This is a genomic window from Gemmatimonas sp. (assembly GCF_044345575.1).
In the GTDB taxonomy this organism is placed as follows: Bacteria; Gemmatimonadota; Gemmatimonadetes; order Gemmatimonadales; family Gemmatimonadaceae; genus Gemmatimonas.
This window is the reverse complement of the sequence record NZ_JBIJAW010000228.1, coordinates 1-5,420: the sequence shown is the minus strand read 5'-3', so window position 1 is coordinate 5,420 and position 5,420 is coordinate 1. Positions and strand designations below refer to the sequence as shown.

Below are 5,420 nucleotides of genomic sequence, written 5' to 3'. Positions count from 1 at the left end.
TGGCAGTACCTCGCCACGCTCGCGTACGGCACGACCACCACGCGTGATCCGCAGACCGCCACAACCGACTTCCTCTCGTACAGTGATCGGGTGGAGAACGGCGAGATGATCGGGCCGCGCATCTACACGACCGGCCCCGGTGTCTTCAGCGCCGAGCCGGTACGGGATCTCGAACACGCGAAGGAGATCCTCACGCGCTACGCCAAGTATTACGACACCAAGACGCTCAAGATGTACATGTCGGGCAACCGTCAGCAGCGTCAGTGGATCATTATGGCGGCGAAGGAACTCGGCATCATGCCGACGACCGAGGGCGGGCTCGATCAGAAGCTCAACATCACCCACGGCGTCGACGGCTACCCGGGCATCGAGCACACATTGCCCATCACGCCGAAGTTCGACGACGTGTTCGAGTGGTACAAGGCGACGCAGGTGACCAACTCCCCCACGCTTATTGTGGAGTACGGTGGTCCGTTCGGCGAAGGCTGGTTTTATCAGACCGAGGACCTGCTGAACGACGCCAAGCTGCGACGCTTCACGCATCCGGTGGATTTCGACAGCAAGGTGCGCCGTCGTGGAAGCGGTAATGCTCCCGGACCTGCAGGCTTCGCCGTGAAGGAGGAGTATGCCATGTGGCAGCACGCCGAGGATCTTGCCAAGACGGTGGAGCGCGGCGGGCGCATCGGCGTCGGCAGTCACGGCCAGCTGCAGGGACTCGGCATGCACTGGGAGCTCTGGCTGGTGCAGGCCGGCGGCATGAGCACCCACGAGGCACTGCGTTCGGCGACGATCGTCGGAGCGGAAGCCATTGGGCTCGGTGGTGAGATCGGCTCCCTCGAGGCGGGCAAGTTCGCCGACCTGCTCGTGCTCGATCAGGATCCGCTGGTGAACATCCGCAACACCAACACGCTGCGTATGGTAATGGTGAACGGTCGCCTGTTCGATGCGAACACGCTCGATGAGCTGCATCCGCGTCAGAAGACGATGCCGAAGCAGCCGTGGAGCTACACGGTACCCACCGCTGGCGCGGGCATTCGTCCGTAAGGCATCACCCGAAACGCAAAACCCGAACCCGTGGCCCGGAACTGATCAGTTTCGGGTCGCGGGTTCGGGTTTCGACGTTTCGGGAGGTGTCAGGATGCCGGCAGCAGCACTCTCACCCACGTACCGTGGGGTGAGGCGTCGTCGAGCAGGAGCGTGCCCCCCATGATGGCCACGAGCCCATAGGCTGAGGAGAGTCCGAGTCCGGATCCTTCGCCCACCGACTTGGTCGTATAGAACGGATCGATGGCGCGTTCCCGCACTTCCTCTGACATGCCGGGCCCATCGTCGATAAGGTCGATGGCGACATAGCGACCAGGGGCCAGCACCGTGCCCATACGGTCTTCCAATGGCGTGTCGAGCGTGGTGCGGGACGCGATAATGCGCAACTCGCCGAGGCCGCGGCGCGCCGACTTGCTGATGGCTTCGTTCGCGTTGGAGATGACGTTGATCAGGACCTGCTCGAGCATGGCGGGATCACCGGTCACCACCGGAGCAGGCGCCTCGATCGCCGTCGTGATGCGCATGGCATTCGATGTCTGCTGTGTCATGAGTGATTCGACGGCTTGAATCACCGTGCCAACTTCGAATGGCTGACGGGTCAGCTGACGACGGCGCCCGAACGACAGCAGATGTTGAATCAGATCGCGCGCGCGCGACGTGGCGCGCAACGTCTCCGCAAAGAACGGATCAGTATCCCGCGACGGCGGGAGTACCGACTTGATGTATTCCACATTGCCCACGACGACGGTGAGCAGATTGTTGAAGTCATGCGCAACGCCGCCGGCGAGGCGACCGATGGCTTCGAGCTTCTCCGCCCTGCGGAGCGCCAGCTCCACCCGCTCGCGCTGCATCACGGCGTACAAACGATCGGCCGCAGACGCGGCACGTTCGGCGACGGCGGCCACGAGTTCGCGACTGTACTCGTCGAGCGGCGCACCACTGGTGCGCACGGCGAGCTTGACCAGCAGCCCGCCCGTCGTGGGGACGCGCTGCACGAATACCGCGTTCCCCGTTTCGAGGCTCTCGGCATTCGCGATGTGCATCTCGCCCTCGGTGTGCACGTGCCACTGACGATCGCCCGGCAGGCGGGTGCACCACGAGACGGCCCATGCGCCCGTGTATTCACGTAACTCAGCGCAGACCCCCGCGCGCAGCTCCTCGAGCGATTGGCTCTCGGCGATCACCGTGGCAGCCACGTTGCTGTGGGTGATGTCGCGCTGAATGGAGACCCAGTGCGTGTACCAGCCTGTCTCGTTGGCAATGGGCGTGATGTCGAACTCCACGTCGAACGGGACACCGTTCTTGCGGTAGTTCGTGAGCCGCACGCGGGTCGATTTCCACGCCTTGAGTGCCGTGTGCAGCTGGTAGAGCATCGCCGGGTTGGTGCGCTCCCCTTGCAGGACGCGCGGGGTCTGCCCGATGACCTCCGTCGCTGCATATCCCGTCATCCGCTCGAAGGCGGCGTTGACGAACACGATACGCGGCCCCGGCCGCAGGCTGGGTTCGGCCTCGGTGATCAGGACAACATCATCGACCCGTGCGAGCACCTGCTCCAGAAGCGGAAATGACGGCGTGGTGGACACGGAAGAACGAGCAATGGTTTGGAGGATGCGCGGCGTCGCCGCCCGTATCATTTCGGGCCGATCTGGTATTCTTTCGGTGGCGTGGCACCGAGGAGGTGCTGGACGAAGTAGTCCCAGCGTCGGCGCATCATGTAGTTCGTTGCCGCCCCGAAGCCGTGGGCCGCGTTGGGGATCATCAGCAGGTCGAAGTCCTTGCCGGCCTTGATCAGCGCGTCGACCACCAGATAGGTGTTGTCGGGCGGCACGTTATCGTCGAGCGTGCCATGGGCGAGCAGCAGCTTGCCCTTCAGGTTCTTCGCGAGCGTCTGATTGGCCTCGGCATCGTAGTTGTCGCTCGTGCCGTTCCTGGTGAGCAGGCCATGATAGCGCTCACCCCAGTCGTCTTCGTAATTGCGGTTGTCGTGATTGCCCGACTCCGAAATGCCCACCTTGAAAAAGTCGGGATAGCGGAACAGCGCGCCCGCCGTGGCGAAGCCACCGCCCGAGTGTCCCCAGATCCCCACCTTGTCGAGATCGATGAACGGGTAGCGCTGCGCGAGCTGCTTCATGCCCGCGATCTGATCGGGGAGCGTGTTGTCCCCCATACGGGCGTAGTAGGCATCGTGGAACGACTTGGAGCGGGTGGGATTCCCGGTACCGTCGATGGCCACGACGATGAACCCGAGCTCGGCGAGCGCCTGGTTGTCGCGCGTGGCCGCGGTGAACTGCCGGCTACCCACCGATCCACCCTGCGGGCCGGGGTAGATGTAGTTGATGATCGGGTACCTCTTGGTCGAATCAAGCGTGGTGGGCGTCCACATGAGGCCATATAGGTCCCACTTGCCGTCACGATCCTTCACGGTGATGCGCGTGGGCGCCTTCCAGCCGGTGGCGAGCAGACGGCTGATGTCTCCCTGTTCGAGCGTCGCGATGAGTTTGCCGCTCTTCGCGTCGCGCAGCACCGCCGTCTGCGGTGCATCCGGACGCGACCAGCTATCCACGAAGTGCGTCCCCGTGGGAGACAGCGAGACGACGTGATCACCATCTTCGGGGGTGAGCAGCGTGAGGCCCTTCCCGTCGAAGCCCACGCGGTAGAGGTGGCGGAAGTACGGATCACGCCCCTTCTCCTTGCCGGCCGCGTTGAACCACACCGTACGCGTCTTCTCGTCGATGCGCACGACGTCGAGCACTGTGCCCTCGCCCGTCGTGATCTGGTTCTTCAGCTTGCCCGTGGTGAGATCGTACAGATACAGCTGTCCCCAATCGTCACGCTCAGAGAACCAGAGGACCTCGTTGCTGCCGGGGAGTACGCGCCAGTTCTGCTCGCCATCGCCGCTTTCGAACTGCGTGGCCACTTCCTCACGCAACACATCGCGCACGTCGCCCGTTGCGGCATCGGCTACACGCAGCGTGGCCACCTTGTGGTCGCGCGAGTTGCTGAGGAACGCCACCATGCTCCCGTTGGGGAACCACTCGGTGTCCGCGAGCTTGCCACCGCAGTTGATGTGGTCGCACACCGAGCTGCGATGCTGATCGGGCGCCATCTTGAAGCGCACGACTTTCGGCGTTGTCCCCGACAGGTCGACGACGACCCGTTCGATCATCGTGACCGCACTGTCGCCCGGGAGCGGGTACTTCCACTGCATCAACTCGGGGTGTCCCACCTTGTAGCGCACGAGGTACATCTCCCCCGTCTTGCGCTGGTCCTGCTGGAACGTGGCGATCTTCTTCGAATCGGGCGACCAGAGCAGCACCGCACGGTCACTGTGCACCCAACCGGCGTTGTCGGTGGCGTAGCCGAAGTCCTTCACGCCGTCGGTGGTGACTTGCGTTTCGGCGTTCGTGGCGACGTCGCGCACCCAGAGATTCCAGTCGCGAATGAACGCCGCCTTGCTCCCGTCGGGTGACAGGACTTCCGGCGCGCGCGTCCGGTTGCGTGCCGTGGATGCGGCGGGCGCCGCAGGGCACTGGGCGTTGGCCGTCGCGCAATTCGTCTTCACGCCCTTCGCGTTCACCAGCATGATCGGCTGCGAGCCATCGGGCTGCCGGACGCGATAGGTGAACCGGCCATCGGGCAGCCACGACGGCTGCACACCGGTGTTGGAGACGAGCGTTTGCGTATTGAAGCCGAGGAACTTCTCAGCGCGGGCGTAGTCGGCGGCCGTGATCACGCGCGACTGCGCCTGGGCTACCGTGAAAGGCGCGATAACCGCGACGGCGGTCAGGAGGACTGAGCGACGCATCGTAGGGAAAGGGGTAGGAGAAGCCAACCCCTAAAGCTCGCCTTGCGACGCTCAGGGTGAAAGTCCACCTCCGATGCGTGCGAGGACTAGGGTGGTCAGGTCGCGCGCGAATGGTGCATCGTTCTGCCGCAGGGCCGCGAGCGTGTCGGCGATGTGCCCACCGAACCCGGCGCAGTTGTCACAGCCAGCCAAGTGCGCCTGCAACGCTTCCACACGAGACGATGGGAGCGTGCCATCGAGATACTCCGACAGGTCGGCCAGTACCTCGCGGCATCGCACACCGGCGACGATGGTCTCGAGTGCGGTGTTGATCATGGCGTACCTCCGATTCGTGCCCGGGGACGGCTGGTCTCACGCTGCTCGTCGGCCGCGAGCTGTCGCGTGAGCGCCGCCAGATGGATGCGCGCGCGGTGTAACCGACTCTTCATCGCGGCGAGCGAGAGGTGCATCGCCGCCGCAGTTTCTTCGCCGCTCAATCCGTCGAGCTCCCGCAGGGTGAGTACCGCTCGCTCCTCGATCGGCAACAGGGCGAGCGCACGATGCAGGAGTTCCGCCCGATCTTCTTCTGTCG

The 5,420-nt window shown here is 64.2% G+C and carries 5 protein-coding genes; 1 reads left to right on the top strand and 4 read right to left on the bottom strand.

The genetic code is table 11. The features are described 5' to 3' along the window. A partial coding sequence (locus ACIQ6O_RS12270) for an amidohydrolase family protein (RefSeq protein ID WP_396208079.1) occupies window positions 1-1,044 on the top strand: 1,044 nt, incomplete at its 5' end. An 89-nt stretch (window positions 1,045-1,133) separates the two neighbouring features. Here the strand turns inward: ACIQ6O_RS12270 and ACIQ6O_RS12265 are convergent. The 4 genes from ACIQ6O_RS12265 to ACIQ6O_RS12250 all read right to left on the bottom strand — a co-directional run. Then, window positions 1,134-2,627, bottom strand: a complete 1,494-nt coding sequence (locus ACIQ6O_RS12265) for an ATP-binding protein (protein ID WP_396208078.1) — start codon at window positions 2,625-2,627, stop codon at window positions 1,134-1,136. Between the two features lie 47 nt (window positions 2,628-2,674). After that, window positions 2,675-4,849, bottom strand: coding sequence for a DPP IV N-terminal domain-containing protein (locus ACIQ6O_RS12260; protein WP_396208077.1), 2,175 nt, complete (start codon window positions 4,847-4,849; stop codon window positions 2,675-2,677). Window positions 4,850-4,900: 51 nt separating this feature from the next. Next, window positions 4,901-5,164, bottom strand: coding sequence for a zf-HC2 domain-containing protein (locus ACIQ6O_RS12255; RefSeq protein ID WP_396208076.1), 264 nt, complete (start codon window positions 5,162-5,164; stop codon window positions 4,901-4,903). Then, window positions 5,161-5,420, bottom strand: a 260-nt coding sequence (locus tag ACIQ6O_RS12250) for an RNA polymerase sigma factor (RefSeq protein WP_396208075.1), incomplete at its 5' end; no start/stop codon positions are given. The genes ACIQ6O_RS12250 and ACIQ6O_RS12255, both read right to left, overlap by 4 nt.

What these genes read in the sequence shown, in the direction of transcription:
- ACIQ6O_RS12260 (WP_396208077.1), bottom strand. Translation starts at nt 4,849, where the DNA reads ATGCGTCGCTCAGTCCTCCTGACCGCCGTCGCGGTTATCGCGCCTTTC.
- ACIQ6O_RS12255 (WP_396208076.1), bottom strand. Translation starts at nt 5,164, where the DNA reads ATGATCAACACCGCACTCGAGACCATCGTCGCCGGTGTGCGATGCCGC.